The 1,135-nt window shown below is 36.4% G+C and carries 1 protein-coding gene; it reads right to left on the reverse strand.

Features of this window, described 5'->3' with window-relative positions; all coding sequences use genetic code 11:
- Positions 1-25 precede the first annotated feature (25 nt).
- On the reverse strand, positions 26-844 hold the full coding sequence (locus BBROOKSOX_RS11365) for a galactose-binding domain-containing protein (RefSeq protein WP_139661961.1): 819 nt from the start codon (positions 842-844) through the stop codon (positions 26-28).
- Positions 845-1,135 lie beyond the last annotated feature (291 nt).

Genomic DNA, 1,135 nt, shown 5'->3' on the forward strand with positions numbered 1-1,135 from the left:
AACACCTTTACTGCATTTTCTTTATTTAAAGATCAACACCCATAACCTGAACTTCTGCTAGAGACAGATAATTCTTATCAAGCAACTGGATTCTAACATAACGACCTTGCTTGCCTGATGCGTTTAATTGAATGATTTTTTTGGGATTAGGCGCAACATGAAAGTCTTGTTGGTAGGTGTGGGTACTGAAGTCTGCTTTATCAGAAATACTAACTTGGTAGTTGCTTAATCTATCTGCACAGCAATCAGTGCGGTTGTAGATAATGATTTCATTGATATTTTTCCTGCCGCCTAGATCAACCTGCCACCAAGCGCCTTGTGCATATTCAGTATGGGTTGTGCTCTTATTTAAGAAATAGCCATCAGTGTTACCATCCACTGCATAGCCAGCAACAGGATTAATAGAGTGGTACAAAAAGGTGCTGGATTGTGTGGCAGGTTTTCCAAGGGCTAGATTAATAGTACCGGCACCAACAGCAATAACAACAGTTGCAGTGTCTTGACCATGATAATCAACTTTCATCCTAGCCATTAAAACTGCAGTCACAGTATAAGTTACTGAATCAGAGACAACAATTGGCACCCCAGAGATGGTGCCAGTTTTTTTATTAAAAGATAAGCCGTTGGAAATAGCAGGAGAAATTGAGTAATAAACAAGAGAAGCAGAATTTGTATTAGTAATGGTAACAGGTGTAATAGCAGTTCCAACAGTAGCGCTAACATGATTAGTGCTGATTGTGATGAAGGGAGTTATTGCAATACTAAAAGCATTTAAAGAGATTGAAAAGATGGCGACTGCAAGGAATTTAGTCAGTTTGTTGAGTGTGTTTGTCATGTTTTTCATTTTCAAAAATAATGATTAAGAGATTTACTTTAACAGTTAAAAATAATTTTGTCAAGGTTTTTTATGAAATCTAAAAATAGAGCCATTCATAACCCAAAACTTACCTGTTGATATAATAAATGAGCAATTACGCCACTACTTAGTCAACCCTTAAAAACCCAAAACAACCAACCATAAAACCACCCTTAAACATTCAAAACAATCGCACTATATTTTGACTGACAATATTTTACTGAGTGCAATAGAAAAAATAGCGACTTCTTACCATGCACAACCCAACTTTTTGCCAAA

It is taken from the genome of bacterium endosymbiont of Bathymodiolus sp. 5 South (genome assembly GCF_900128535.1).
GTDB lineage: Bacteria > Pseudomonadota > Gammaproteobacteria > PS1 > Pseudothioglobaceae > Thiodubiliella.

Coding starts and splice junctions, on each gene's coding strand:
- BBROOKSOX_RS11365 (WP_139661961.1), bottom strand. CDS start 844: ATGAAAAACATGACAAACACACTCAACAAACTGACTAAATTCCTTGCA.